Source organism: Asticcacaulis sp. (genome assembly GCF_051954415.1).
Lineage (GTDB): Bacteria > Pseudomonadota > Alphaproteobacteria > Caulobacterales > Caulobacteraceae > Asticcacaulis.
Genome location: NZ_JBQCHT010000007.1, coordinates 51,961 through 77,698, shown reverse-complemented (window position 1 = coordinate 77,698; position 25,738 = coordinate 51,961). Strand labels below are relative to the sequence as shown.

Below are 25,738 nucleotides of genomic sequence, written 5' to 3'. Positions count from 1 at the left end.
ACAAATCTTTCACTAATGCGCACCCCCGGCAGGCGTCATTGCGCCCGCATGACACCGTTCTCTTTCGCTATATCACGAATTGGCAGAAAACTGTCAGCAGCTAAAACGCTGTAATGCCTGAAAAGAGGGTTAACCGGGCGATAATCGCCGGGCTATTGCATATTTATGCCACCTGCGTCAGCTTAAGGCTTCTGATCAAGGGAGAACGTGATGAGATGGCAAGGCGGACGCAGGGGCGGCGTTGAGGATCGCCGGGGCGGCGGTGGCGGAATGGGCCCCGTGGCGGGCGGCGGCGGGCTGGTTCTGGTGGTTGTTGCGCTGATCGGCTATTTCGTATTCGGCATCGACCCGCAGACCATCATGAGCGCCGGCAGCCAGAGCGCGCCGGCGTCAGAAGTGCAAGCCTCAACCGGTACGCCGGGTGATGAGGAAGGCCAGTTCGCCGACGTTATCCACACCTCCGCCAATGACACCTGGCAGGCGCTTTTCCAGTCGGAAGGCAGGGACTTCCGTCCCTCCACCATCGTGCTCTACACGCAGGGCACGCCGACGGGCTGCGGCATGGGCGAAGCGGCCATGGGGCCTTTCTACTGTCCGGCCGACGAGAAGGTATATATCGATCTCGATTTCTTCCGCACGCTCGATAACCAGCTCGGCGCGCCGGGCGATTTCGCCAAGGCCTATGTCATCGCCCACGAGGTAGGCCACCACATCCAGAAGCTGGAAGGCACCAGCGACGCGGTCAGCCGCCAGGAACAACGCCTGAGCAAGACCGGCGCCAATGCCCTCTCCGTCAAGCTGGAGCTCCAGGCCGATTGTTATGCCGGCGTCTGGGCCAAGCGCGCCAACGACAAGGAACACTGGATCGAGGCGGGCGATATCGATGAAGCCCTGGGCGCGGCCACGGCGGTGGGTGACGATACGCTCCAGGAAAAGACTCAAGGTCGCGTGGTGCCGGACAGCTTCACCCACGGCTCGGCGGCCCAGCGCACCCAGTGGTTCAAGGCCGGCTTCCGCGCCGGCGATCCGGCGGATTGCCGTACCTTCGACTAACGCACCTCGATTGCCGGCAGGCTATTGATCGGCTCGATGGTGATATTGCGGAAGAAGGTTTCTGCCCCTTCCGATTGCAACTGTATCGCGCCGTGCATGACCGGTTCGCAGGGGGCCGTATCGCTGGCCTTGTCGCAGATGCCCCATAACTCCATGACCGGCACGCCATTGACCACATGGACGGCATGGTTGGCGAAGACGTAGAGGTCGAGCGTGTTCCACTGGCCGACCGGCTTGTCGGCATTGAAATTGTTTTCGATGTTCCACAGGGCAGTATTGCCAACCGCCGAGCCTTTCGGGGCGCCGACCATGAAGCGCTGCTTCGGATCAATGAGTGATGGGTCAATGGCCACGCTGGAATCGACCTGCAGGCCGTTACCGACCGGCACCACCATGCCGACGCTGCCGGTCATGATCTCGAACTCGACCGCGCGCGACCAGGTGCCCCAGACCGCGCCGGGTGCGCCGTGGGTGTGATACAGCAGGCCGTTGTTTTCCGGATCGTTGAGGCGGGGCGCGTAGCGTTTGCCGCTCCACTTGTAGTCCAGCCGCAGGTGGTAGTTCTTGAAGTCGCCCTTGTGGACCAGGCTGCCCCAGGTCTCGCCGCTGACACGCAGGGCCGGCGCGCCATCCTCGGTCACCACCGTGAAGATATCCCCCTTGCCCGCCACGCCGATCGGCGCGTCGTGCTTCGCCAGATAAGTCTGCGCCGGATCCCTGTAACCCAGCCAGGCCGTCCAGTCGTTCAAATCCTTGCCATTGAACAGCGCCTCAGCCGGTCCCGTGGCCTGTGGAATATTCTTCAGCACCAGGCCTTGCGGATGGAAGGCCGGCGCTTCGGCCCGCGCCACGCCCAGCCCGAACGCCAGGACAAGCCCGGCAGTAGCAGCAACACGCTTCAACATATCTCTTCCCAACTTTTATATGATTGTACGCAATGGTAATCGATTACATACACATGCGTCACAGAAAAGAAAAGCGTCTCTCAATGCGTGGCGGACTTGTTCAGCGCATCGTACATGTTGATTTTCATGCCGCCCGGAACGGTCATATCGCCGCCCTTCATATCGACTGGACAATCGCCCAGGCGTTTGCCAATCACCGTGGTGGTCGATTTGCCGTCCCCGCTCATCGGCGGTTCCATGGTGGCGGCGATCGTCTGATGATACTCGCTGTCGCTGATCATTTCCATGCGGATATGGCTGGTAATCTTGCGCCCGGACATATGGCACACCGAATCGACATCCACGGTCGTTGCGGTCTTGACGATATTGTTTTGCGTGCATTGCGCATCGCCCGTTCCCTTCAGGCCGACCTCGACCATCCGTTCGCTCAGGCCCTGATCCACGCAAAGCTTGCTGACCAGGCCCGCTGGCATTCCCGGCACCGAGGTTGTCATTTCCCACAGGCCCGGTTTCTGCGCCATCGGATTGGCCTGCGCCAGCGGGGCCGGTTTCGCGGCCTCAATGCCCGCTGTCGGTCCTTCCGGCGCTTTTGGCTTGCTGCACGCGGCCACCAGGCCCAATGCAGCCACCATTACCAGGCTTGTGGTCAAACGCATAATTGTCATGAGGCGTCTCCTCCAGGCTATGGTTGGCACCATACAACCGAAGAACGACGTTACAAACCCCTATTAGCGAAACTTGGCCAGAACGAGCCCAGCCTTGAGTTTCACGCCATCCCCTGTCACGTAATCCCCCGGCTTCATGCCGGCCGGACAGTCCCCCAGGCGCTTGCCGTCGGTGATCGTGACCTGGTTGCCATGACCAGCAAAAGCCGGCGAATACCGGGTCTCGACCGTCTGGTGGAAGGCATCATTACCGATGATATCGACATGGATATGCGAGGTCAGGGTGGTATCATTGACCATGCAGACCGTATCGATATCGGCGCCGTCATCGCTCTTGGTAACCGAGCGCGCCGAGCATTCAAGATGGGCCATTTCCGGCTTGCCCGGCAGATCATGGCCGATCAGGGCCAGCTTTTCGCCTTGCGCGTCGTTGACGCAGATTTTCGACACCGAACGCCCACCCAGTTGCGGCAAAGTCTGGGTCAGTTGCCAAAGCCCGGCCCGCTGGCCCAGTCGGCTGACCTTGTAGACCGGCGCGCTTTCGGACTCCGCCTCACTGGCGGCGGCACTTTCCGCCGCCGACGCCTCTGCCGCCGATAATCCGGCCCCGTCTTCCACAAAGGGCGTGCGCGGCGCTTCCGGCTTGTCGCAGGCCGTTACAAGGAAAGCTGTCATCCCCAGCATGACAAATTTAAACTTCATTGTGCTTCTGCCTCCGATGACTGGCTATCGCCATCCATCGACATGACCGGCGAGTAGCTGGCGTAGGCCGCCGCCTCTTCGGCCGTCAGACTGGCGGCGGGGCTTTCGCCGGCGTCCGCCATATCACCGGAAGCTCCAGGGCGCGGACTGCAGCCGCCGAGGACGCAAATAACCAGGCCGGACGCAATTAAACAGACAAACGGTTTCATACTTGACCTTTAAAGACACCCTATTTCCGAACATATTCACGAGATTGTAAAGACGAAATTCGGAAGTCACGCGTCAAGTCGGCGAGATGGCGGGGTCATCCGGCAGTTTCCAGTCGATGGGCGCATAGCCTTTCGACGCCAGAAACGCATTGGCGCGCGAAAAGGGCTTGGTGCCGAAAAAGCCGTTATGGGCCGAAAGCGGCGATGGATGGACCGATTTGATCACCAGGTGCTTCGAGGTATCGACAAAAGCGGCCTTTTTCTGCGCATAGCTGCCCCACAGGATGAAGACCACTGGCTGAGGCAGGTCATTGACCGCGCGGATCACCGCGTCGGTGAACTTTTCCCAGCCCTTGCCCTGGTGCGCCGCCGCCAGGCCCATCTCGACCGTCAGCACGCTGTTCAGCAACAAAACGCCCTGTTTCGCCCAATGCTCCAGGAATCCGTGACGCGCCGGCGGGATACCGAGATCGCCTTGCAATTCCTTGTAGATATTGACCAGTGACGGCGGAATGCGCACGCCGGGCCTGACCGAGAATGACAGGCCATGCGCCTGGCCTTCGCCGTGATAAGGATCCTGGCCCAGGATGACGACACGTACCTTTTCCGGCGGTGTCAGGTCGAGGGCACGGAAATAGTCGTTGCCCTTTGGGAATATCCGCTTACCCGCTGTGCGCTGTGCCTGAAGAAAAGCGCGCAGGTCGGCCATATAGGACTTGGAAAATTCCGGCGCCAGCAGGGCCTTCCAGCCGTCATCGAGTTTGACATCGCTCATGCCGGCATCCGGCCCCGACTCCATTATTAAGTCAAGCGCTCAAGCGCCGCGCGGGCTACCTCGCATAAGCTCGGGCGGGCCTTGCCCTTGCCGGCTAAAGCCGGAAACACCAAGGCTCAAGCGCCGCGCGGGCTGCCTCGCATAAGCTCGGGCGAGCCTTGCGCTTGCCGGCTAAAGCCGGAAACGCCCATCAGGATTTCGTGCAGGTGCCCGCCACCTTACCCATGACATGCAGTGTCGCATCCTGTCCGGCAGCGGAAGCCGTTACATCGCCACTGAAAGATTGCCCTTCCGCGGCAATGGTCAGAGACCCCGTGCCCTTCACGGCGGCGCAGTCCGTGGTCCAGGAGACCGTATTGCCCGCCTCACTGAATGTCTGGCCCTCGCATTGCGGTCCGGTCACGACCACAGGCGGCGCTTTCAGGTCTTCCGGATTGGCGCAGAGGCTGGCCGTTGTAGTGGTCGGCGCCTGGCCGGCGACCGTCGTTGTGGTGGTAATTTCCCACAGCGAATCCGGTCCCGGCAAAACCGGCGCGTCCGCGACCTCCGGCGGCGTATCGGCCACAGCGGATGCGGCCGCTGTCGGCTTTGGATCAGACACAACCTGATCCATTACAGCTGGGGAAACAACGCCGAACACAAAGCCGGCAGCGGCCGTAAAGGTCAGAGCAAGGGTGGGACTCATGAACAAGGCTCCTGTCAAAACAAAAACCCCGCAATGCCGCCCACCGCCATATTAAGCCTGGAACCCGATCACGCCAAATCAAAAACGCATCAAGCATTTGACATTTATTGATTTTTTATACGGTTCGCCTTGCCTCGAAAGCCCCGGCCGATACCCGCCTTACCGCAAATTTGCAGGCTTTAGGTACTGCACCGGTCGACCACCTTGCCGTCCAAGCCTGTTGTCACCTCGCCCTCCGGCGTCCGGACCGTGCTTTGGCCTTCCACAGCCTTGCCGCCGTGTGAGAATGTCCACTGTCCGGCACCCTGCGCCTCATCGCATTGAGATTTCCACGACACGACATCGCCGTCACGCGTAAATTCCGGATCGCTGCACTTGCCGCCGGTCAGGTCTTTCGGCGGGTTAAGCCAGCTATCCTCTGACATGCACATCCAGGTCGTATTCTTGCTTGGCGCGCCATCGCCGGTTTGCGTCTCGACTTCGAGTTCCCACAAACGACCCTTTTCGTAAGCCGCAGCCTCGGTCGCGCCCATGACTGTAAACAGCGCCACAGCGGCGCTCAAAAGATACATATTGCGCAGTGTCATCTTTCCTCCTGAAAAATCTCTCTCCCTCTGAATTGAGCTTAGACCATATAAAAGGCGCAACTCAAGACCACTCTCACAGATGTGACACAGCACAAAATTGAATCAAGTTAATCTATAATCGCACATAAAAATCTTTACTTAAAAACAATACACCATAAAAATTCATGTATCCAATAATTATATACATAATTTTTATTTTAAATTTACAGTTATGATTCATGCATTTAAAGCTGACACAATTGAGACATAACACAATTGTGAAGGCGCCGGAAGCACCACTGTGCTCGATGCAAATGAAACCGCCGTATATTGTATCAGATCGGTAAGTGTGTATTGTCACCACTTTGCAATCATAACTTCACAAAACCGAGGCCGCTCGTGACTCTCCGATCCCCCTCTGCCCTTCGCGCCCTGCTTGCAGGCACAGCCTTTCTGTTCCTGGCCGGCGCCGCCCTGCCCACCTTCGCCGCCGACGATGCCAAAGCGAAGCCGGACGCCGCCGCCGATAAAAAGACCGACAAGGATGACGCCTTGCCGCCTTTGCCCGATGACAAGACGATCCACCAGTCGATCCAGCTCAATGGCAAGGCGCTGGGCTATGACGCCACGGTTGGCAGCATTCCGGTGCGCGACGCCAAGGGCAAGAAGATCGCCGATGTCGTCTTCACCGCCTATATCGTGCCCGGCAAGGATGCCGGAAACGATTCTGGTCGCCCCGTGACCTTCACCTTCAACGGCGGCCCCGGCGCCTCCTCGGTCTATCTCAATATGGGTGCCGTTGGCCCCAAGCGCGTCCAGTTCGGTGACGAAGGTGACTCACCCTCCGATTCCAGCGTCACCACCGACAATCCCAATAGCTGGCTCGATATGACCGACCTGGTCTTCATCGACCCGGTCGGCACCGGCTATTCGCGGTCTCTGGAAGATGACGACGCCACCAAAAAGGATTTCTGGTCCACTGAAGCGGATATCCAGTATCTGTCGCGTGTCGTCTATGACTGGCTGGTCAAGAATGGCCGACTGCGGTCGCCGAAATACGTCATGGGCGAAAGCTACGGCGGCTACCGGGCGCCACGCATCGCCAATGCCCTGCAAACCCGCATGGGGGTCGGCGTCTCCGGCCTGATCATGGTGTCGCCCTATCTCGACCCGGCTGCCGTCGGTTCGGAAACCGCGCTGTCGCCCCTGCCGTGGATGATCAATCTGCCTTCCATGGCCGCCGCCAATTTCGAGAAACAGGGCAAGCTGACTCCCGCCGCCATCGCCGAGGTCGAGCAGTATGACCGCACCCAGTTCGTCACCGATTTTCTGGCCGGTCGCTCCGATCCGCAGGCCGTCAGCCGCATGGTGGCCAAGGTGTCCGAATATACCGGCCTCGATCCAGCCCTTGTGGCGCGCATGGATGGCCGCGTCGACAGCATGACCTTTGTGCGCGAAAGCCACCGCAACGAGCGCAAGATCGGTAGCTGGTATGATTCCAATGTCACCGCCTATGATCCCTTCCCGGAATCGCCCAGCCAGAAATCCGGCGACCCGATCCTGAACGCCCTGCTGGCGCCCACCACCAGCGCGATGGTCGATTTCGTCACCCGTGAGGTCGGCTGGAAGACCGACGCCCACTACGAGGCCCTCTCCCCCATTGTCGGTGAAAACTGGCAGCAATATCCCAATGAGGACAAGCCGGTCAGCGACCTGCGCCAAGCCATCGCCAACGATCCGAAGATGAAGGTGTTGATCGCTCACGGCTATAACGACCTGTCCTGCCCCTTCTTCACCTCTCGCCTGGTCGTGGATCAGTTGCCGACCTTTGGCGGCACGAAACAAGTCAAGCTCTCCGTCTATCCCGGCGGCCATATGTTCTACAGCCGCGCCGGCAGTGGCACCGCCTTCAAGGCCGACGCCAAAGCCCTTTACAGCAAGGATTAAGTCATGACTTTCCGCACCCTCACCTGCGCCGCCGCCCTGCTGGCTCTCGCTGCCACACCCGTCATGGCCAAGCCGAAACCTGCCGCACCGGCTGCCAATATGCCCGTCACGCCCATGACGCCTGATGTGTTCGACGGCTATGACAAGGTTCGCCCGGATGCCGACTTCGTTCGCCGCGTCGTCATGGTGCCGATGCGCGACGGCACAAAGCTCTACACCGTCATCGTCTTCAAAAAGGGCACGAAAGACGGCCCGATCCTTTTGTCGCGCACACCCTATGACGCCAAAAGCACCATGGCGCGCACGGCCAGCCAGACGATCAAGGAAGTGCTGCCGGCGATGTATAATGAGTTTGTCGATGACGGCTATATCATCGTGACTCAGGACATCCGCGGCATCCACAATTCCGAAGGCACTTTCGTCATGAACCGCCCGCTGGCCGGGCCGCTCAATGACACCAGGATCGATGAATCGACCGATGCCTACGACACCATCGACTGGCTGTCGAAGAACATCCCTGAATCGAACGGCAAGGTCGGTATCGTCGGCTCTTCTTACTTAGGCTTCACCTCGCTGATGGCCGAGATCAACCCGCATCCGGCGCTCAAGGCTGCCGTGCCGCAAAGCCCGATGGTCGATGGCTGGATGGGCGATGACTGGTTCCATAACGGCGCCTTCCGCGTCAGCAGCTTCGACTACGCCCTGGAGCAGAGCACCGGCAAGGCCGAGGCCGGCGCCGCCATTCCCGGCGGTGTGGGCGATGATTATAACCGCTATCTCGACGCCGGTTCGGTCGGTGATTACGCCCGCAAATGGGGCATCGACCAAGTGCCGTTTGTGCGCAAGCTGATGGAAAACCCAGCCTATACGACCTTCTGGTCCGGTCAGGCGGTCGACAAGTGGATGGCCGCCGCGCCGCTGAAGGTGCCTACCATGCTGGTCGTCGGCCAGTGGGACCAGGAAGATTCCTATGGCGCCCCGGCGGTTTACAAGGCGATCGAGCCCAAGGACACAAATAACGACATGGTCTCCCTGGTCATCGGGCCATGGCGCCATTCCGGCGTCAACCACTATGGCTATGATCTGGGCGCCCTCACCTTCACCGGCGACACAGCGCAGGAATTCCGCGTCAAGTATATGAAACCCTTCTTCGACCACTATCTGAAGGGCGCGCCCGACCCGCACATCCCGCCGGTCCTGACCTACGCCACCGGCGTCAATCACTGGGACGAGTCGCCAAAATGGCCGATGGGCACCCTGACCCCGCTGTATATCGGCGACAACGCCACGGCCAGCTTCGACAAGCCGGCGGCAGCGGCGCATGACGACTATGTTTCCGATCCATCCAAGCCGGTGCCGTTTATTCCGCGCCCGATCAATATGGCGGATTCCAGCCAGTGGAAGCCGTGGCTGGTCCATGATCAGCGCTTCGTCTCCGATCGTCCGGACGTGCTTTCCTATACCAGCGCGCCGCTGGAAAAGGCCGTGCATGTCATGGGCGCGCCGGAGGTCGATCTGTTTGCCGCCACCAGCGGCACGGACAGCGACTGGGTGGTCAAGATTATCGACGTCTATCCTAATGAATCGCCGGAAGACGCCGCCCAGGGATCCAAGCCTTCGATGGCCGGTTTCGAACTGCCCATGGGCATCGAAATCTTCCGCGGCCGCTATGTGCATGGCTTCGATAAACCGCAGGCCCTGACACCCGGCAAGGTAGAAGAATACAAGTTCGCCCTGCCGAACATCGACCACGTCTTCCTGCCGGGCCACCGCATGATGATCCAGGTGCAGTCGTCGCTGTTCCCGCTCTATGACCGCAACCCGCAGACCTTTGTCGATAATATCTTCAACGCCAAGCCAGCCGACTATAAGGCGGCGACGGAAAGCGTTTATCGCGGCGCGGATACCGCTTCAGCGGTATGGCTGCCGATCGTGAAGGAGTAACGATCCAATAATCTCCCCCTCTTGGAGGGGGAGCTGGATTTTTGGTGAAACCAAAAAGACAGAGGGGGTAAACAGACGCTGGTTTACCCCCTGTCGTCTTCGGCTAATCGCCGAAGCCAACCTCCCCCTCCAAGAGGGGGAGAGCTAAACATTACTGAACCGTCGCCGAAACCGTCGAGGCCGCTCTTGTCGCAATGGTCGCCTCATATTGCGCGTGTTCCTCGTCGCGCTCCGTCTTCCATGACTTGAGCAGGACGGCGCGGCGCTTTGGATAGCGGTTTTCCATCGGCGTCCAGGAGATGATCCGGTCCGCCCGCAGGTGGCGGAACGCCTGACGCATCTCGCACCACACCACCACCATGCGGATATGTTCGAAGAAACCAAGCGCGATCGGCCACACAACCCGGTCGGTCGTCACCTCCTTGAGATCCGTATAGCGCACCTCCACGCGGCATTCGCTGCGGATCGAAGCGCGTATATCGCCGAGATCGATCCGGCTCGGCGGCGTCGACCAGCTCGGCACCACCAGTAGGCCGGAGGTATCGATTTCATCGGCCAGATCCTTCGGCAGGACGGCGACAATCTTGGTCAGGGCATTCTGCGCCGCCGCGCCCAGCCGGGCATCACCGCGATCGGCCACCCAGCGCACCCCCAGAACCAGAGCCTCCAATTCTTCCTGACTGAGCATCAGCGGCGGTAACATATAACCCGGCCGCAACACGTAACCGACGCCCGGCTCGCCTTCGATATGCGCGCCCTGCGCCTGAAGGGCACCGATATCGCGGTAAAGCGTGCGCAGGGAGATATCGAGTTCGCGCGCTAATTCGGCGCCCGACACGGGATAACGGTGACGGCGCAGCAGTTGCAGCAGGTCCAGCAGGCGGGTCGCGCGTGACATGACGGCATCCTTTGGTCAGGTGGGCTCAGGTACGCGATACTGACACACTCGTACTATCCACCTGATGACACATTCTGTCAGCATAATTCCGGCGAGACCGCAATTATTGTGAACACTTGACACTCAGGCGATTACATACATACTGGTTGGTATGGAAACACACACATCCCCCCGCCGCAATGCCGGCCACACCCGCGAACGCCTGCTCAATGCCGCCTTTGAGGAGGTCTATCATTCCGGTTTTCGCGGCAGTGACCTCAATACCATCCTGGCGAAGGCCGGCGTGACGAAGGGCGCGCTCTATCACCACTTCGATGGCAAGGAAGCGCTCGGTCATGCGATCGTGGAAGGCGTCATTGCCAAAATCACCCAGGACAAATGGCTGGCGCCGCTCGATGATGTCGATGACCCGATCGATGCCCTGATCGGCATACTGGAAGGCACTGGCACCTCCGAGTCCGAGGTCAATGGTGGCTGTCCGCTCAACAATCTGGCGCAGGAAATGTCACCACTCGACGAAGGATTCCGCCTGCGCCTGTCGGAAATCTTCACCAACTGGATCGGCGGCGTAACCGACGCCCTGCGGTTGGGCCAGGTCAATGGCAAGGTCCGGCGCGATATCAATGCGCGCGAAACCGCCACCTTTTTCGTCGCCAGTTATGAGGGCTATATCTCCTTGGCCAAAACGGGTCAGGATGCCCGCGTGCTGCGCTCCGGCATCAGGCAATTGCGCGTATATCTGGAAGGTCTGCGGCCCCAGATCACGCCGACAATCAAGACAGCGTGAGTTGACGCCAATCTTTACGCGAACGTAAATAACCTGTGACTTGACCTTAATGGTTTCAATTGATACCGTCAAACAAAACAGACGGGGACATTTCTATGACGATTGCATCCGCAGGCGCGAAGTTCCGCGCGGCACTGGCCGCTGAAAAGCCCTTGCAGGTCATAGGCACCATCAATGCCAATCACGCCCTCCTGGCCAAGCGCGCCGGCTATCACGCCATTTACCTGAGCGGCGGTGGCGTGGCGGCCGGATCGCTGGGGATGCCCGATCTGGGTATAAACACGCTCGACGACGTGCTGATCGATATCCGCCGCATCACCGACGTCTGCGACCTGCCCCTGATGGTCGATATCGATACCGGCTTCGGCCCGTCTGCCTTCAATATTGAACGCACGGTCAAGTCGCTGATCAAGTTCGGTGCCGCCGCCTGTCATATCGAGGACCAGGTCGGCGCCAAGCGCTGTGGTCACCGCCCCGGTAAGGAAATTGTCTCCACGTCCGAAATGGTTGATCGCGTCAAAGCCGCCGCCGACGCCAAAACAGATCCTGACTTCTTCCTGATCGCCCGTACCGACGCCATCGCCGTCGATGGTGTGGATGCCGCCATCGAGCGCGCCGTCAAATGCGTCGAGGCCGGGGCCGACGGCATCTTCGCCGAAGCCGCTTACGATCTCGACACCTATCGCCGTTTCGTCGACGCCGTGAAGGTGCCGGTGCTGGCCAATATCACCGAATTCGGCAAGACGCCTTTGTTCACGCGCGACGAACTGGCCTCGGCCGGCGTCGCCATCCAGCTCTATCCGCTGTCGGCCTTCCGTGCCATGAACAAGGCGGCTGAAAATGTCTATGAAACCATCCGCCGCGATGGCCACCAGAAGAATGTGCTCGATACCATGCAGACCCGCGAGGAGCTGTATGACCGCATCGGTTACTACGCATTTGAAGACCGCCTCGACGCGCTCTTCAATACAAACAAGCAATAAACAGGAACAAGGAAATGCCCCATGGACGGAGACTCACCAAACGGCTTTAAGCCCAAGAAATCCGTGGCGCTGTCCGGCCAGATCGCCGGCAATACCGCCCTGTGTACGGTCGGCCGCACCGGCAATGACCTGGCCTATAGGGGCTATGATATTCTCGACCTCGCGGCCACCTCCGAATTCGAGGAGATCGCCTACCTGCTGGTCCACGGCAAGCTGCCCAATGTCAGCGAACTCAGCGCCTACAAGACCCGGCTAAAATCTCTGCGTGGCCTGCCCGCCACGCTCAAGGCTGTTCTGGAAAGTCTGCCCTATTCGACCCATCCGATGGACGTCCTGCGCACCGGTGTGTCCGTGCTCGGCTGCCAGTCGGCGGAGCGTGAGGACCACAACCATCCCGGCGCACGCGATATCGCCGACAAGCTACTGGCCAGCCTCGGCTCAATGCTGCTCTACTGGTATCAGTTCAGCCACAACGGCAGGCGCATCGAAGTCGAAACCGACGACGACTCGATCGGCGGCCACTTCCTGCACATGCTGCATGGCAAGCCGCCGCCGTTGTCCTGGGTGGATGCCATGCACACCTCGCTGATCCTCTATGCCGAACATGAATTCAATGCTTCGACCTTCGCCGCTAGAGTGATCGCCGGCACCGGTTCGGACTTCTATTCCTGCATCATCGGCGGCATCGGCGCCCTGCGCGGCCCCAAGCATGGCGGCACCAACGAGGTCGCCTTCGACATCCAGAAGCGCTATGACAATCCGGACGAGGCCGAGGCCGATATACGTGCCCGCGTCGAACGGAAAGAGGTGATCATCGGCTTCGGCCATCCGGTCTACACCGTCTCCGATCCGCGCAATGTGGTGATCAAGGAGGTGGCCCGCCGCCTTTCCGCCGAGCAGAACTCCATGAAAATGTTCAATATCGCCGAGCGGCTGGAAAGCGTGATGTGGGATGCCAAGCGCATGTTCCCTAATCTCGACTGGTTCTCGGCGGTCTCCTACCACATGATGGGCGTGCCGACCGATATGTTCACCCCGTTGTTTGTGATTTCGCGCACGGCCGGCTGGTCGGCGCATATCATCGAGCAACGCCAGGACGGCAAAATCATCCGCCCCAACGCCCACTATACCGGCCCCGAAGATCGCCCCTTCGTGCCATTGAAAGATCGTCCTTAAATCTTTCTCCTCCCCATTTCTTAAATGGGGAGGTGGCGGGCTTGTCCCGCCGGAGGGGCGCCCCTCCGTCAGCGCTCCGCGCTGCCACCTCCCCAGCTACGCCAGGGAGGAGATGCTACAGAAAGCCCCAAATGTCCGCCCATATTCCGAACGAACGCCCCGCCCCTGATACGGTCCTCACCGATATCGTCGACTATGTCCTGAATTACGAAATCACCTCCGGCCTGGCCTATGAAACCGCGCGCAACTGCCTGATCGATACCCTCGGCTGTGGCCTGGAGGCGCTCGACTACCCCGCCTGCACCAAGTTGATGGGGCCGATCGTGCCCGGCACCATCGTGCCCAATGGCGCCAAGGTGCCCGGCACCCAGTTCCAGCTCGATCCCGTCCAAGCGGCCTTCAATATCGGCGCCATGATCCGCTGGCTCGATTTCAACGATACCTGGCTGGCGGCCGAATGGGGTCATCCGTCCGATAATCTCGGCGGCATCCTGGCGGTGGCCGACTGGCTGTCACGCACCGCCATCGCCAATGGCAAAAAACCGCTGCTGATGCGCGATGTCCTCACCGCCATGATCAAGGCGCACGAGATTCAGGGCTGCCTGGCGCTGGAAAACAGCTTCAACAAGGTCGGGCTTGATCATGTCGTCCTCGTCAAGGTGGCCTCCACCGCCGTGGTGGCGCACATGCTCGGTCTTGAACGCGACGAAATCATCAATGCCGTGTCGCTGGCCTGGGTCGATGGCCAAAGCTTACGCACCTATCGCCATTCCCCCAATACCGGCTCGCGCAAGTCCTGGGCCGCCGGTGACGCCACGTCGCGCGGCGTGCGCCTGGCTCTGATGGCCGCGAAGGGCGAGATGGGCTACCCGTCCGTGCTGACGGCCAAAACCTGGGGCTTCTATGATGTGCTCTTCAAGGGCCAGCCGTTCAAATTCCAGCGCCCCTATGGCAACTATGTGATGGAACAGATCCTGTTCAAGATCAGCTTTCCGGCCGAATTCCATTCCCAGACCGCCGTTGAAGCGGCGATGATGCTGCATCACAAACTGGCGGCTCTCGACAAGACGACCGAGGATATCCGGCGTATCACCATCCGCACGCACGAAGCCTGCATCCGCATCATCGACAAGAAAGGCAAGTTGGATAACCCCGCCGACCGCGACCACTGCATCCAGTACATGGTCGCCGTTCCGCTGATCTTCGGCCGCCTGACCGCTGCCGATTATGAAGACAGCGTGGCCGCCGATCCGCGCATCGATGTCCTGCGCGACAAGATCACCTGTATCGAAGATCCGCAGTTCACAGCCGATTATCACGATCCTGATAAGCGCAGCATCGCCAACGCCCTGACGGTGGAACTGACCGACGGAACGGTGCTGGATGAGGTCCCGGTCGAATATCCAATCGGTCACAAACGCCGCCGGGCCGACGGGATTCCCTTGCTGGAGGCCAAGTTCAAGACCAATCTCGCCCGGCGCTTTCCGGCCAAGCAGCAGGCCGCCATTCTAAAGGTCAGCCTCGATCAGCAGGCGCTGGAAGCCATGCAGGTCAACGACTATGTCGACATGTACGTGATCTGACGATTATCTGCCCAGATTAAGCGGCATGGCAAAGACCTGCGTCCAGTAGGCGTGAAACTCCGGTGACACGCCGGCCACGCGCTGGTCGTCCTCCTGCCAGGCCATGGCGATGCCGGTTTCCTTGAAGGCGCACATCAGGATGTTCTGTCTATGGCCAGGACTATTCATCCACGCATCGAAGACCTCTTCAGGATCATCGGTATTGGCCTCGATATTTTCACCGACCATCTGGAAAACATAACCGGTATCGCGTACCCGCTTGCCGGGCGTCGAGCCATCCGGGGCATTGTGATTGAAATAATGGCGCTCGGCCATGCCGCGGCTCTGGCGCTCGGCGGCTTCGGACAGCCGCGCCTCGATCCGCAGGGGCTGGCAGCCGTGCCGAACGCGTTCGGCATTAATCATGGCCAGCACATCGGCCTCCGGGCCGCGCGGCCTGGCGTTGGCATGTGAGCAGACGAGGCCGGCGCAGGCGGCCGTAAGCAGGGCAAGGGTACGCATACTGAAATTCCGATTGGGGGTATCCGGGACGATGCGCCTGATCCGTTAACTTTTTCCAAACGCATAGTCTTAAGCCCGCTGTTAAGGCTTTTCGCGGTGGCCAACAAGCCCTATAGCCAACCCATGCTGATCCGCCCCGCCACCCCCGCAGACCATGATGCCATCTGGGCCATTATCCACCCCATATTGCGCGCCGGCGAAACCTATGCCCTGCCGCGTGACTGGGACCGGGAGACCGCCCTCGTCTATTGGTTTGCCGGGCCGCACCAGGTTTTTGTGGCGGATAGCGGTGGCGAGATTCTAGGCCATTATTTCCTGACGCCCAACCAGAAAGGCGGCGGCGCACACGTCGCCAATTGCGGCTTCATGGTATCACCCCAGGCCACCGGCAATGGTGTGGCCCGCGCCATGTGCGCTCACGCTATCGAAACGGCCAAAGCGCAGGGCTTCCGTGCCATGCAGTTCAATTTCGTAATCAGCAGCAATGCGCGGGCCGTCGCCCTGTGGCAGCGGATGGGCTTCGAGATTGTGGGGCGCCTGCCCGGCGCCTTCGATCATCCGCGCCTCGGCTTTGTCGACGCCTTTGTGATGTACAAAACGCTCTGATCACGCCGGATCAACTTTTTGAACGCACTGACTAACGCGGAAGTGAGCAAGCGTTAATTGGCGTATGCGCCCGGCCGTGCGACGGTCGTTCATGGTTTTTCGGGAGCATCACCATGAGTATCAATCTGTTTAATGAAGCGGCGCGCAAGGCATTCGTCGATCAGCATATGGCAGCCTTCAGGGCTGGCATCCGCGAAGGCCGCGCCGCGCGGGAAAACCTTCAGGCCAGGATCGAATCCATGACTTCGGTTCGCTTTGGCGACGACGACCGAATTGCCCTGCGCGACTATCTGCGCAAGCTGTCGTGGATGTACCGCAAGGGCGAGATCGACGAGCGCACGACGCAACAGGGCCTGAACAAGGTGGTCATGGCCGCCGCTGCCAACAGTCCGGAAGTCTTAAACTATATAAGGGCTTAAGCGCCTCTTCTAATGCGTTCCATCATATAGGAGAAATCCTGCGCGGCATGGCCTTGATTGCACAGGGCTTCATAAAGCGCATGAGCGCGCGAACCCAGCGGCGTATCGGCATTGGTCTGGGCCGCCGCCTGCATGGCCAGGCTTAAATCCTTCAGCATCAGGGCCGCGGCAAAGCCCGGCTGGTAATCATTATTGGCCGGCGATGTCGGCACCGGCCCCGGCACCGGGCAATAGCTGGTCATCGACCAGTTCTGGCCGGACGCCTTCGAGGCGATATCGAAGAAGACCTGATCTTTCAGTCCCAGCTTTTCCGCAAGCGCAAAGGCTTCGCAGGTGCCGATCATGGTGATGGCCAGCAGCATGTTGTTGCACAGCTTGGCCGCCTGCCCGGCCCCCGCAGCACCGGCATGGATGACCACCTTGCCCATCTGTTTCAGGATGGGTTCGGCGCGATCAAAGGCGTCTTTCGGTCCGCCGCACATGAAGGTCAGGGTGCCGGCTTTCGCGCCGGTCACGCCACCGGAGACCGGGGCATCGATCATCGGGTAACCGGCGGCTTCTGCCTGCGCGGCCACCTTGTGGGCGCTCTCGACATCAATGGTTGAGCAATCAATCAGCAGCGCGCCCTTCGGCGCCCGTTCCAGCACCTGCGAACAGACCGAAAGCACATGCTGGCCGCCCGGCAGCATGGTGATCACCGCCTCCGCCCCTTCGCACGCCTGACCCAGCGATGTCGCGCCAATACAGCCATCGGCCATGGCCTGGGTCAGGGCCGCTTCGCTCAAATCATAGGCGCGCACCTCATGGCCGACTTTCACCAGATTGGCCGCCATGCCGGACCCCATATGGCCCAGGCCGATAAACGCGATTTTCATAGCGCAAGCTCCTCTGCAACCGGATCAAACATGGCCTCTACCATCGCCTTTGTGACCCCGGCGGGCGTTTCCGGCGACCATTTCGGGGCGTGATCCTTGTCCTCGATCACCGCCCGCACCCCCTCGGAAAAATCATAGGTGCGAATAATATGGCAGGCGATGCGGTACTCCATCCGCATGATATCCTCAAAGGTGGCCATCCGCGCGCCGCGCCGCAATTGTTCGAGCGATACGGCCATGGAAAGTGGCGAGCGTGTTTTGAGGATATCAGCCTGCGCTGAGGCCCAGTCGTCATCAGCCATCTTCAGCGCCAGGCAGATATCGGTGATCGTCGGGCGCGAAAAGCAATGATTGATTATATCGAGATGCTCGGCATAGGTCGGTGCCTGAGGCCCTTCCGTATAATCGGCCAGCACCGCATCCGGCGCCTCGCCAGCCAGCATCCGCGCCTTTACCTCCGGCAGCTTTCCAGAGGCCACAAAGTGCGTTGCGATGCCCGCCGCCAGCACATCCCGGCCTTTCAGCCGCGCCCCCGTCAGGGCCAGCCAGGTGCCAAGCTCTCCCTCCAGGCGCGGCAGGAACCACGAGCCGCCGACATCCGGGAACAGGCCGATACCGGTTTCCGGCATGGCAAAGAGCGTATGTTCGGTGGCAATGCGGTGCGAACCGTGGATCGAAATACCAACGCCACCCCCCATAGTCACACCGTCAAGGCAGGCGATATAAGGCTTGGGAAAGCGCTTGATCTGGATATTGAGCGTATATTCGATGCGGAAAAAATCCTCCCCCGCCTTGCCATCCTGGCGGCCACTTTCCGCCACCATGCGGATATCGCCGCCGGCGCAAAACCCGCGTGTGCCCTCGGCATGATCGATCATCAGCATTTTCACGTTGGCATCGTTCGCCCATTCGGTCAGGGCCTCGCTCATCTGTCGGCACATGTCCGTGTTGAGCGCGTGCAGGGCCTGCGGGCGATTGAGCGTAATTCGGCCAATGCCGTTCTCGATGCGGGTAATAACCTCCATTATTGGTCTCTCAGCATGTCGCGCGCGATGATGACGCGCATGATCTCGTTGGTGCCTTCGAGGATCTGATGCACCCGCAGGTCACGCACGATGCGCTCGACGCCATAGTCATGCAGGTAGCCATAGCCGCCATGAATCTGCAGCGCCTCGTTGGCCACTTTAGAACCGGCATCGGTGACAAAGCGCTTGGCCATGGCACACCATTTGGTGGCATCCGGCGTGCCGGCGTCGAGCCTGGCCGCGGCTTCATAAAGCAGGGTACGCGCCGCCTGGAGTTCGGTTTCCATGTCAGCCAGCTTGAACTGCGTCACCTGGAATTCATTGATATGTTTGCCGAACTGGCTGCGTTCGGCGGCGTATTGCCGGGCGCGATCCAGGGCGTCCTGCGCACCGCCCAAGCTACAGGCGGCAATATTGAGCCGGCCGCCATCCAGCCCCTTCATGGCGAATTTGAAGCCCTCGCCCTCCCCACCGATACGATTTTCCGCCGGAATACGGACATTATCGAATATCACCTGGCGCGTCGGCTGGGCGTTCCAGCCCATCTTCTTTTCATTGGCGCCGAAGCTTAAGCCCGGCGTCTCCTTCGGCACGACAAAGGCGGAAATACCATCGCCGGTCTTCGCCATCACCACATAGATATCCGAGACACCGGCGCCGGAAATGAACTGTTTCGAACCATGGAGCACATAGGTCTCGCCATCGCGCTCGGCGCGTGTCTTCATGGCCGCGGCGTCAGAACCCGAGCCCGGCTCGGTCAGGCAGTAGCTGGCGATCAGCTCCATGCCGGTCAGCTTCGGCACGAAACGCGACCGCAGATCGGCCGAACCAAAGCGGTCGATCATCCAGGTACACATGTTGTGAATAGAAAGAAACGCGGCCGTGGCGATGCAGCCGCGCGAGAGTTGCTCGAAGATCAGCACGGCATCGAGGCGGCTCATGCCCGATCCGCCGTGTTCTTCCTGGGTATAGATGGCTGCAAAACCCAGCCCCGCCGCCTCGCGCATCACATCGACCGGAAAGTGCTTGTGCGCATCCCATTCGCCGGCATTGGGCCGCAGACGGTCATAGGCGAAGCGCTGCGCCGCTGCCTGGATCATAAGCTGGTCGTCGTTTAGTGACATTGTGGTTCCTGGCCTGTATCTATCCTCTCCTCTGGCGGGAAAGGTTCTTCTTGTACCTCCCCATCTTTGATGGGCAAGGGGACCGCGTCGCTCTTGCAGCGTGGTGGTGGGACTTCTTACTTTAACTCATCGTCGGAATGATAAACGCCTGATCACCAATATCCCCATCCGGCCAGCGCTGGGTGACCGTCTTGACCTTGGTGTAGAAGCGCACACCGTCCTCGCCATACTGGTTCATATCGCCAAAGGCCGAACGCTTCCAGCCGCCAAAGCTGTGATAGGCCACCGGCACCGGGATCGGCACATTGATGCCGACCATGCCAACATTGATCTTGGCGGCAAACTCGCGCGCCGCCAGGCCGTTGCGAGTAAAGATCGCCACGCCGTTGCCATAGGCATGTTGTGAAGGGAGGGCCGCCGCCTCTTCCAGCGTCTCGGCGCGGACCACCTGAAGCACCGGCCCGAAAATTTCTTCCTGGTAGGTGACCATATTCGGCTTCACATGATCGAACAGGGTTGGCCCGATAAAGAAACCCTCTTCATGTCCCTGTAATTTCATCCCCCGGCCATCGAGCAAAAGCGACGCGCCTTCATCAACGCCCATCTGGATATAGTTTTCCACCTTGGCCTTGTGGGCAGCGGAAATCACCGGCCCGTAATGCGCCTCGGCATCGGTCGAGATCCCGACCTTCAGACCCCGCGCCGCATCGATCATGCGCTCGACAAAGGCATCCGCGGTTTTTTGACCCACCGGCACCGCCACCGGCAGGGCCATGCAGCGCTCGCCGGCCGAACCATAGGCCGCCCCGACAATATCCTTTACCACCTGGTCGAGATCGGCGTCCGGCATGATGATGCCGTGGTTCTTTGCCCCGCCCATGGCCTGGACGCGCTTGCCGTGCGCCGCCCCGGTGGCATAGATGTACTGGGCGATATCCGACGAACCGACGAACGATACGGCCTTGATATCCGGATGGGTGATCAGGGCATCAACCGCCACCTTGTCGCCATGGACGACCTGGAAAACGCCTTCCGGCAATCCGGCTTCGATCAATAGTTGACCGAGGCGAACCGGTACGGACGGGTCTTTTTCCGAAGGCTTGAGAATAAAGGCATTGCCGCACGCCACAGCCACGGCCGACATCCACAGCGGGATCATGGCCGGGAAGTTGAACGGCGTGATGCCTGCCACCACGCCCAGTGGCTGGCGCATCGAATAGACATCGATACCCGGCCCCGCGCCTTCGGTATAATCGCCCTTCAGCAAGTGCGGAATGCCACAGGCAAATTCCACCACCTCAAGCCCGCGCTGGATGTCGCCCTTGGCATCGGCGATGACCTTGCCGTGTTCGGAGGACAGCAGGTGCGCCAGTTCCTCCATGTTCTGCTCGATCAGCGCCTTGAAGGCGAACATAACGCGCGCCCGACGCTGCGGGTTCATCGCCGCCCACCCGGCTTGCGCCCTCACCGCCTTCTGGATGGCGTCATCCACCTCGGCGGCGGTGGCCAGGGCCACGCGCGCTTGAACAAGGCCGGTATTTGGATCGTAAATATCGCCAAAGCGACCTGACGCGCCTGTTACAGACCTGCCGTTTATGAAGTGGGAAATCTCGCGCATCAGGTGCCTCGCAATCGTGGAATTAAGCGGCCTCGGTCACTTTGGCCCTGGCCTTTGCCGCAGCGATCTTATCCCGCGCCATCGAATCGGCAACCACATTTGTGATCACATTCGCGCTTTTTGCCCTGGCGAAGATGTCCGCCAGGCGCGGGCCGATGGCGTCGACCTGCTCCAGAATATGCGCCTCGTCATTATGGCCGGAGATTTCACCCGCCACCATGATGATGCCGCCGGCATTGATCACATAATCCGGCGCGTGGAGAATGCCGCGCTCACCCAAGATCACCCCGGCCCGCGGCGTCAATAGTTGATTATTGGCCGCGCCCGCCACAATAGTTGCCTGCAACTGCTTCGCTACGTCCTCGCTGATCGCTCCGCCGAGCGCGCAGGGCGCCACGACATCGACCGGCTGCAACAGGATATCCTCGACCGACGCGCTTTCAGCCCCGAAACGATCGCGCATTTCGGTAACACGTTCGGCATTGATATCGGCTACTACGAGACGGGCGCCCAGCGTATAGAGTTCCTCGCACAGATAGCTGCCAACGTGGCCGAGCCCCTGTACGGCCACTTTCAGGCCCGCCAGATCCGAGCGGCCGAGTTTGGCCTTGACCGCGGCTTCGATGCCGACGCGGACGCCGCGCGCCGTAAAGGGCGACGGATCCCCACCGCTCTTGCCTACGGCCGCGTCCAGGCCGGAGACATAGCCCGTTGTGCGCGCCACGATCTTCATGTCGGCCACCGACACCCCGACATCCTCGGCCGTGATATACTGGCCGTCGAGGCTGTCAACCGCCCGGCCGAAGGCTTCCAGAACGGCCTCGCGGCGATCCGGCAAAACCGGCCCCAGAATCACCGCCTTGCCGCCGCCCATGGGCAGATTGGCCATGGCATTCTTGTAGCTCATCCCGCGTGACAGGCGCAGGGCATCACCCAGCGCGGCCACGCCGCTGTCATAGGCCCACAGGCGGCAGCCGCCGGCCGCCGCGCCCAATGCGGTGGAATGGACGGCGATGATCGCCTTCAGTCCGGAAGCGGCATCCTCCACCATGAGGACTTTTTCGTGGGCGTCGTAATCGGGATGGTCAAACATCGGCTGTTTCCTTGAAGTCAGGCATTGGGTGTGTGGCATTATGTTGAAGATTGGAGTGCCTGGAGACCAGCCCGCCGCCTAGCGCGCTGGTTCCGGCGAAAGGCAGATTTGCCTGTCAGGTCCGTTCCTGGGCCATGACCGGAACCGGCGCCGGGCGGAGAGCCCCGGCGACCAGAGTCCGGCACGTTTGTGTCCGCTGACGTCGCATAAGCGTACATGGCGGTGTCCCTGTCTTATATAGTTGCGTCGGAGACTAGGCGCGTTTGAGGAGAAAGTGTTTCCGAACTATCGCCACAAAGAGATTGGCACGGGTGAAACTATCTGCGATAATCGGCAAACAAAGAAAAATATTTTGCTGCAGGGCAAAAAGACGCAATGAACAAGAATAAAGCCGGCCATTCCCTGGATGAAATCGATCGCAAGATCCTGCGCCTGCTGCGCGCCGACGCTCACCTGACCACGCAGGAAGTGGCGGACAAGGTCGGCCTGTCCCAGACCCCGTGCTGGTCGCGCATCAAGCGACTGGAGGACTCTGGTGTTATCGCCGGCTATGTGGCCCTGCTTGATCCGGAAAAGATCGGCCGCCCCCTGTCGGTCATCGTCGAGGTCAATCTCGACCAGCATGACGACGAAAAGATCGAGACCTTTTCGCGCCACCTGGCGCAACTGCCGGAAGTGACCGACGCCTATCTCACCACCGGCGAATACGACTATGTCATCATCGCTGCGGTCGAGAATACCGAGGACTATGAGGGTTTCCTGCGCAAGCGCCTGCTGAAATTCCCCGGCATCCGCCACGCACGATCAACCTTCTGCCTGCGCCGGCTGAAACGCGATCCATCGCCTTCTCTGTAAGCGCGAACGGCCCGCACCACCTTCCCCAACCGCACGATCTGCGGTAAGGTGAAGCCGCCCGGTTCATCGGGCTCATCGCTCCAGCAGAAGGCGCCGCTCCATGATCGTTCGTACCGGATTTCTGATTACCGCCAGCCTTATCGTCACCCTTGCCTTGAGCGCCTGCGCCACGGATGCGCCGCAGGCTTCGGTCGATGCAGGCGCCCCTGCTGCCGCCTCAGGAGAGCCGCCGAAAACCCTGGTCGGCACCTGGCAACTGGTGCAGTTCCAGCCGAATGACGCCGACGCGGCACCGGTCAAGCCTGATACGCCTGACAAATACGAACTGACCTTCCTGAGCGGCGGACGCGCGGCCATGAAGGTCGATTGCAACCGCGCCACCGCCATCTGGGAAATGACCCCGACCGACGGCACCCACGGCCACCTGACCTTCGGTCCGCTCGCCATGACCCGCATGGCCTGCCTTACGCCCGGACTGGATACCAAATGGGAACTCAACGCCAATTCCGTGGCGGACTATAAGGTGGACGGCGATACACTGTCGCTCGGACTCGAAGGCGGCCGGGGCACCTATACCTGGTCGCGCAAGCCGGAATAATCAGCCCCTCGCCACAGTTTCCAAGGCCAGGGCGTGGAGCGGGCCGCTCAGCAGGTCCGCCAGCGCCCTGTTGACCAACTGATGCTGGCGCACGCGCGGCAGGCCATTGAAGGCATCCGATACGATGCGCGCTTTGTAGTGATCGCCATCACCGGCCAGGTCGGTGATGGTAACTTCCGCACCCGGAAAGGCCGCTTCGATGCGGGCCTGAAGATCGCTTTGCGCAATGGCCATGACAAGTGTTCCTTAAAATCCTGCGCCGCTTTAACCGGTTTCAATCGGTTTGGGTAGAATTTTGGCGGTTTGGGCAGGGTTTTGCAAGGCTCACGCCGCCCTTTGCGCTTCGTCATCCAGCCCGCCAGTGCCAAGAGACGCCCCCCCTGCCAGCTCAAATTTTATCAATCACACACCCCAAAAGTCTGGGCTGACCGCTTAACGGCCTTTAATGCCAAAGCCCCTCGCATCCCCTATAGGGAGCGCAGGACAGACCAAACCGTATCATAATGGTCACTCATTCGGGGTTTTTCAGACACGCATTTTCCCCCGCAAGATGCAATTAACCAAATAACACTATGGTCCATAACAGTTTCAACGGAGCCTCCTCTATGCGTACCCCCTCCCGCCGGACACACCGGACCTTTATCGCCGCCGCCAGCCTGATGGCCCTGACCTTTGCCGTTCCGGCCCTGGCCCAGCAGGTGCCCCCGGATGTCCAGGCGAAAATCGACGCCATGCAGGCGCAGATCGATGCCCAGCAGGCCCAGCTCAACGCCTTGAAATCGCAGATCGCCACGCGATATAATGCGCCGATCGCGGCCCCGATTGCGCCGGCGCCCGCTGTAGCCGCTGCACCCGCCAAACCGGCCACGTCCGCCGTCACCGCCACGCTCAAGAACGGTTCGCCGATGCTGGCCTCGGGCGACGGCGCCTTCACCTTCAACATCAAGGGCCTGTTCCAGGCCGATGCCGCCACCTACAATCAGGACAGCAACCTGCCCGCCGCCGTCACCGCGCGCGATCTCAACAGCGGCACCAATATCCGCCGCGCCCGCGTCATCTTTAACGGCAAGATGTTCAGCGATTTCGACTATAACCTGACGTTCGACTTCGGCGGCACCGGCGCTGAGGATGTCGGTCGCGTCCACGAAGCCTGGGTTCAGTATTCCGGCTTCAAGTCAGCCAAGTTCCGCGTCGGCGAATTCGCCCCCAGCATCGGCCTGGCCGATGCCGGGTCGCAAGGCGGCTCGGCCTTCCTGGAGCGGGCGGCGGTCGCCGAAATGGCCCGTAATGTCAGCGCCGGCGACACGCGCATGAGCATCGCCGCCTTCAATGCCAAGGACCGTTACCTATGGTCTTTTGCCGTTACCGGCAACACCATGTCTGCGCTCAATACGGCGGCCAGCGGCTTCAACACCGTCAATAATGACGAGCAACTGGGCATAGCGGCCCGTATCGCCGGCACGCCGGTTAAAACAAAGGATGCGCTGATCCATGTCGGCCTGAACTATTCCGGCATTATCAATCCCGCCGATACCGGCGCCGCGGCCGCGACCCGCTATCCGGTTCAGTTGCGTGAGCGCCCGGAACTGCGCGTCGATGCCACCCGCCTGGTCGACAGCGGCGCCATCAATGCCGATTCGGCTTCCGTTACCGGTCTTGAATTCGGCGCCCAATACAAGACTCTCTTCCTGCAAAGCGAAGCCTTCGACTACCGCATCCAGCGCCTGAACGCCGCCACCGGCGTCACCAATCCGAAGTTTACCGGCTGGTATGTTGAAGGCGGCTGGGTGCTGACCGGCGAAAGCCGCAAGTACAATACCCAGACGGCGGCCTTTGACGGCGTGACTCCGGCGGCCAATTTCGACCCGGCTTCCGGTCACTGGGGCGCCTTCGAACTGGTGGCGCGCTATTCGACGCTCGACCTGAACTATCATGATCAGGCTGCGCTCGCCGCCGACCGTATCCGCGGCGGCCAGCAGGATATCACCTCGCTGGGCCTCAACTGGCAGCTTACCCCCACGGTCCGCTTCATCTTCCAGGGCCAGAGCGTGGAGGTCAACCGCCTCAATGCCGCCGGCGACCAGATCGGCCAGGACTACACGGCCTTCGCCGTTCGCAGCCAGTTCGGCTTTTAATCTAGCCTGAG

At 60.5% G+C, this 25,738-nt stretch carries 27 protein-coding genes; 12 read left to right on the top strand and 15 right to left on the bottom strand.

Going from position 1 to position 25,738, the window contains the following annotated elements:
- Positions 1 to 210 precede the first annotated feature (210 nt).
- Positions 211 to 1,053, top strand: coding sequence for a KPN_02809 family neutral zinc metallopeptidase (gene ypfJ / locus ACTHND_RS02310; RefSeq protein WP_440175669.1), 843 nt, complete (start codon positions 211 to 213; stop codon positions 1,051 to 1,053).
- Here ypfJ and ACTHND_RS02305 read toward each other — a convergent pair.
- The 7 genes from ACTHND_RS02305 to ACTHND_RS02275 form a co-directional block, all read right to left on the bottom strand.
- The gene (locus ACTHND_RS02305; protein ID WP_440175667.1) at positions 1,050 to 1,958 is read right to left on the bottom strand and encodes a 3-keto-disaccharide hydrolase; all 909 of its coding nucleotides are present in this window, start codon (positions 1,956 to 1,958) and stop codon (positions 1,050 to 1,052) included. The two genes, ypfJ and ACTHND_RS02305, sit on opposite strands and share 4 nt — an antisense overlap.
- Before the next feature lie 80 nt (positions 1,959 to 2,038).
- The gene (locus ACTHND_RS02300) at positions 2,039 to 2,623 is read right to left on the bottom strand and encodes a DUF3617 domain-containing protein (RefSeq protein WP_440175666.1); all 585 of its coding nucleotides are present in this window, start codon (positions 2,621 to 2,623) and stop codon (positions 2,039 to 2,041) included.
- A 63-nt stretch (positions 2,624 to 2,686) separates the two neighbouring features.
- On the bottom strand, positions 2,687 to 3,325 hold the full coding sequence (locus ACTHND_RS02295) for a DUF3617 domain-containing protein (protein WP_440175664.1): 639 nt from the start codon (positions 3,323 to 3,325) through the stop codon (positions 2,687 to 2,689).
- Complete coding sequence (locus ACTHND_RS02290; protein WP_440175663.1) at positions 3,322 to 3,447, bottom strand: hypothetical protein; 126 nt, start codon at positions 3,445 to 3,447, stop codon at positions 3,322 to 3,324. Before ACTHND_RS02290 ends, ACTHND_RS02295 begins: the two co-directional genes overlap by 4 nt.
- A 160-nt stretch (positions 3,448 to 3,607) precedes the next feature.
- Positions 3,608 to 4,309, bottom strand: a complete 702-nt coding sequence (ung, locus tag ACTHND_RS02285; protein ID WP_440175662.1) for a uracil-DNA glycosylase — start codon at positions 4,307 to 4,309, stop codon at positions 3,608 to 3,610.
- 190 nt (positions 4,310 to 4,499) lie between these two features.
- The gene (locus tag ACTHND_RS02280) at positions 4,500 to 4,994 is read right to left on the bottom strand and encodes a DUF3617 domain-containing protein (RefSeq protein ID WP_440175661.1); all 495 of its coding nucleotides are present in this window, start codon (positions 4,992 to 4,994) and stop codon (positions 4,500 to 4,502) included.
- 179 nt (positions 4,995 to 5,173) lie between these two features.
- Complete coding sequence (locus ACTHND_RS02275) at positions 5,174 to 5,581, bottom strand: DUF3617 family protein (protein ID WP_440175660.1); 408 nt, start codon at positions 5,579 to 5,581, stop codon at positions 5,174 to 5,176.
- Positions 5,582 to 5,959: 378 nt separating this feature from the next.
- Here ACTHND_RS02275 and ACTHND_RS02270 point away from each other — a divergent pair, with 378 nt between their 5' ends.
- Both ACTHND_RS02270 and ACTHND_RS02265 read left to right on the top strand, forming a co-directional pair.
- Positions 5,960 to 7,507 carry a S10 family peptidase gene (locus ACTHND_RS02270; RefSeq protein WP_440175659.1) on the top strand — a complete coding sequence of 516 codons (1,548 nt, stop codon included), beginning with the start codon at positions 5,960 to 5,962 and terminating at the stop codon, positions 7,505 to 7,507.
- A 3-nt stretch (positions 7,508 to 7,510) separates the two neighbouring features.
- Positions 7,511 to 9,451, top strand: a complete 1,941-nt coding sequence (locus ACTHND_RS02265) for a CocE/NonD family hydrolase (RefSeq protein ID WP_440175658.1) — start codon at positions 7,511 to 7,513, stop codon at positions 9,449 to 9,451.
- Positions 9,452 to 9,602: 151 nt separating this feature from the next.
- Here ACTHND_RS02265 and ACTHND_RS02260 read toward each other — a convergent pair whose 3' ends face one another.
- Positions 9,603 to 10,349 (bottom strand): helix-turn-helix transcriptional regulator, encoded by a 747-nt coding sequence (locus ACTHND_RS02260; RefSeq protein WP_440175657.1) that lies wholly within the window; start codon positions 10,347 to 10,349, stop codon positions 9,603 to 9,605.
- Between the two features lie 151 nt (positions 10,350 to 10,500).
- Here ACTHND_RS02260 and ACTHND_RS02255 point away from each other — a divergent pair, with 151 nt between their 5' ends.
- From ACTHND_RS02255 to ACTHND_RS02240, 4 genes are all read left to right on the top strand, one after another.
- Positions 10,501 to 11,136 (top strand): TetR family transcriptional regulator C-terminal domain-containing protein, encoded by a 636-nt coding sequence (locus tag ACTHND_RS02255; protein WP_440175656.1) that lies wholly within the window; start codon positions 10,501 to 10,503, stop codon positions 11,134 to 11,136.
- 95 nt (positions 11,137 to 11,231) lie between these two features.
- Positions 11,232 to 12,119, top strand: coding sequence for a methylisocitrate lyase (prpB, locus tag ACTHND_RS02250; RefSeq protein WP_440175655.1), 888 nt, complete (start codon positions 11,232 to 11,234; stop codon positions 12,117 to 12,119).
- A 21-nt stretch (positions 12,120 to 12,140) separates the two neighbouring features.
- Positions 12,141 to 13,295: a bifunctional 2-methylcitrate synthase/citrate synthase gene (gene prpC / locus ACTHND_RS02245; RefSeq protein WP_440175654.1), complete on the top strand. Its 1,155-nt coding sequence runs from the start codon at positions 12,141 to 12,143 to the stop codon at positions 13,293 to 13,295.
- A 131-nt stretch (positions 13,296 to 13,426) separates the two neighbouring features.
- A complete protein-coding gene (locus ACTHND_RS02240; protein ID WP_440175653.1) occupies positions 13,427 to 14,878 on the top strand; it encodes a bifunctional 2-methylcitrate dehydratase/aconitate hydratase in 1,452 nt (483 codons plus the stop codon).
- Positions 14,879 to 14,881: 3 nt separating this feature from the next.
- Here ACTHND_RS02240 and ACTHND_RS02235 read toward each other — a convergent pair whose 3' ends face one another.
- Positions 14,882 to 15,379, bottom strand: a complete 498-nt coding sequence (locus ACTHND_RS02235) for a CAP domain-containing protein (protein WP_440175652.1) — start codon at positions 15,377 to 15,379, stop codon at positions 14,882 to 14,884.
- A 96-nt stretch (positions 15,380 to 15,475) separates the two neighbouring features.
- Here ACTHND_RS02235 and ACTHND_RS02230 point away from each other — a divergent pair, with 96 nt between their 5' ends.
- Positions 15,476 to 15,985 carry an N-acetyltransferase family protein gene (locus ACTHND_RS02230; protein WP_440175651.1) on the top strand — a complete coding sequence of 170 codons (510 nt, stop codon included), beginning with the start codon at positions 15,476 to 15,478 and terminating at the stop codon, positions 15,983 to 15,985.
- Between the two features lie 113 nt (positions 15,986 to 16,098).
- On the top strand, positions 16,099 to 16,404 hold the full coding sequence (locus tag ACTHND_RS02225; protein ID WP_440175650.1) for a hypothetical protein: 306 nt from the start codon (positions 16,099 to 16,101) through the stop codon (positions 16,402 to 16,404).
- Here ACTHND_RS02225 and mmsB read toward each other — a convergent pair.
- From mmsB to ACTHND_RS02200, 5 genes are all read right to left on the bottom strand, one after another.
- Positions 16,401 to 17,279, bottom strand: coding sequence for a 3-hydroxyisobutyrate dehydrogenase (mmsB, locus tag ACTHND_RS02220; protein WP_440175649.1), 879 nt, complete (start codon positions 17,277 to 17,279; stop codon positions 16,401 to 16,403). The genes ACTHND_RS02225 and mmsB overlap by 4 nt on opposite strands.
- Positions 17,276 to 18,304: an enoyl-CoA hydratase/isomerase family protein gene (locus tag ACTHND_RS02215; RefSeq protein ID WP_440175648.1), complete on the bottom strand. Its 1,029-nt coding sequence runs from the start codon at positions 18,302 to 18,304 to the stop codon at positions 17,276 to 17,278. The genes mmsB and ACTHND_RS02215 overlap by 4 nt, the downstream gene beginning before the upstream one ends.
- On the bottom strand, positions 18,304 to 19,428 hold the full coding sequence (locus ACTHND_RS02210; RefSeq protein WP_440175646.1) for an acyl-CoA dehydrogenase family protein: 1,125 nt from the start codon (positions 19,426 to 19,428) through the stop codon (positions 18,304 to 18,306). The genes ACTHND_RS02215 and ACTHND_RS02210 overlap by 1 nt, the downstream gene beginning before the upstream one ends.
- Positions 19,429 to 19,549: 121 nt before the next feature.
- Positions 19,550 to 21,049 (bottom strand): CoA-acylating methylmalonate-semialdehyde dehydrogenase, encoded by a 1,500-nt coding sequence (locus ACTHND_RS02205; protein WP_440175691.1) that lies wholly within the window; start codon positions 21,047 to 21,049, stop codon positions 19,550 to 19,552.
- A gap of 19 nt (positions 21,050 to 21,068) precedes the next feature.
- Positions 21,069 to 22,139, bottom strand: a complete 1,071-nt coding sequence (locus ACTHND_RS02200; RefSeq protein WP_440175645.1) for a Leu/Phe/Val dehydrogenase — start codon at positions 22,137 to 22,139, stop codon at positions 21,069 to 21,071.
- A 375-nt stretch (positions 22,140 to 22,514) separates the two neighbouring features.
- Between ACTHND_RS02200 and ACTHND_RS02195 the strand changes: the two genes are divergently transcribed.
- On the top strand, positions 22,515 to 22,994 hold the full coding sequence (locus ACTHND_RS02195) for an Lrp/AsnC family transcriptional regulator (protein ID WP_440175644.1): 480 nt from the start codon (positions 22,515 to 22,517) through the stop codon (positions 22,992 to 22,994).
- A 100-nt stretch (positions 22,995 to 23,094) separates the two neighbouring features.
- Entirely contained in the window at positions 23,095 to 23,592 is a 498-nt protein-coding gene (locus tag ACTHND_RS02190; protein WP_440175643.1) for an META domain-containing protein, read from the top strand.
- On the opposite strand, the gene ACTHND_RS02185 is transcribed toward ACTHND_RS02190, so the two are convergent.
- Positions 23,593 to 23,826, bottom strand: a complete 234-nt coding sequence (locus ACTHND_RS02185) for a BolA/IbaG family iron-sulfur metabolism protein (RefSeq protein ID WP_440175642.1) — start codon at positions 23,824 to 23,826, stop codon at positions 23,593 to 23,595.
- Positions 23,827 to 24,197: 371 nt separating this feature from the next.
- On the opposite strand from ACTHND_RS02185, the gene ACTHND_RS02180 reads away from it, so the two are divergent.
- Entirely contained in the window at positions 24,198 to 25,727 is a 1,530-nt protein-coding gene (locus tag ACTHND_RS02180; protein WP_440175641.1) for an OprO/OprP family phosphate-selective porin, read from the top strand.
- The last annotated feature ends 11 nt before the right edge of the window (positions 25,728 to 25,738 follow it).